Below are 543 nucleotides of genomic sequence, written 5' to 3'. Positions count from 1 at the left end.
CCCCCGGAACCGCCCCCGCCGTCGGCCCCGCGGCCGATGTCTCGTCCGCGCTGCGCGACCGGGTGGCCGACGCGGTGATCCGCGCCCGCGCGTATGAGCTCTTCGCCTACGCGGGCGCCTCCCGGCTGGCCGCCGGTGGCTCCCTGGGCGCCGAGTCGAGTCTCAACAAGATCTTCTGGTCCGAGCTGGACATCGCCCTCCACGAAACGGCCCTTGACCTGCTCGGAACCCACGGTGAACTCGCCGACTCCGCCCCCGACGCGCCCGCGCGCGGTGCCTGGGCGGACGGCTACACCTTCGCCCTGGCGGGCCCGGTCTACGCGGGTACCAACGAGATCCAGCGCGACATCATCGCCGAACGGCTGCTCGGACTGCCGAAGGGCCGCAGATGAGGCGGGGTCCCCTGCCGGGGCAATCGATGAGGGGGCGGTACGGATGAGATTCCTGCTGGACCAGGAGCAGAAGGAATTCGGCCACACCCTGGACCGTATGCTCACCGCCGCCGGGACCCCAGGGGCGGTGCGGGCCTGGGGGCGGGGCGAG

Annotated in this window: 1 protein-coding gene; it reads left to right on the top strand. The window is 72.7% G+C overall.

All coding sequences use genetic code 11. From position 1 onward, the window contains the following. Window positions 1-392, top strand: a 392-nt coding sequence (locus tag CCN51_RS52905) for an acyl-CoA dehydrogenase family protein (protein ID WP_281262502.1), incomplete at its 5' end; no start/stop codon positions are given. Window positions 393-543: the final 151 nt, after the last annotated feature.

Source organism: Streptomyces milbemycinicus (assembly GCF_002154605.1).
Lineage (GTDB): Bacteria > Actinomycetota > Actinomycetes > Streptomycetales > Streptomycetaceae > Streptomyces > Streptomyces milbemycinicus.
Note: the sequence above shows the minus strand (reverse complement) of the source record. Positions and strands in the feature narration are given on the sequence as shown.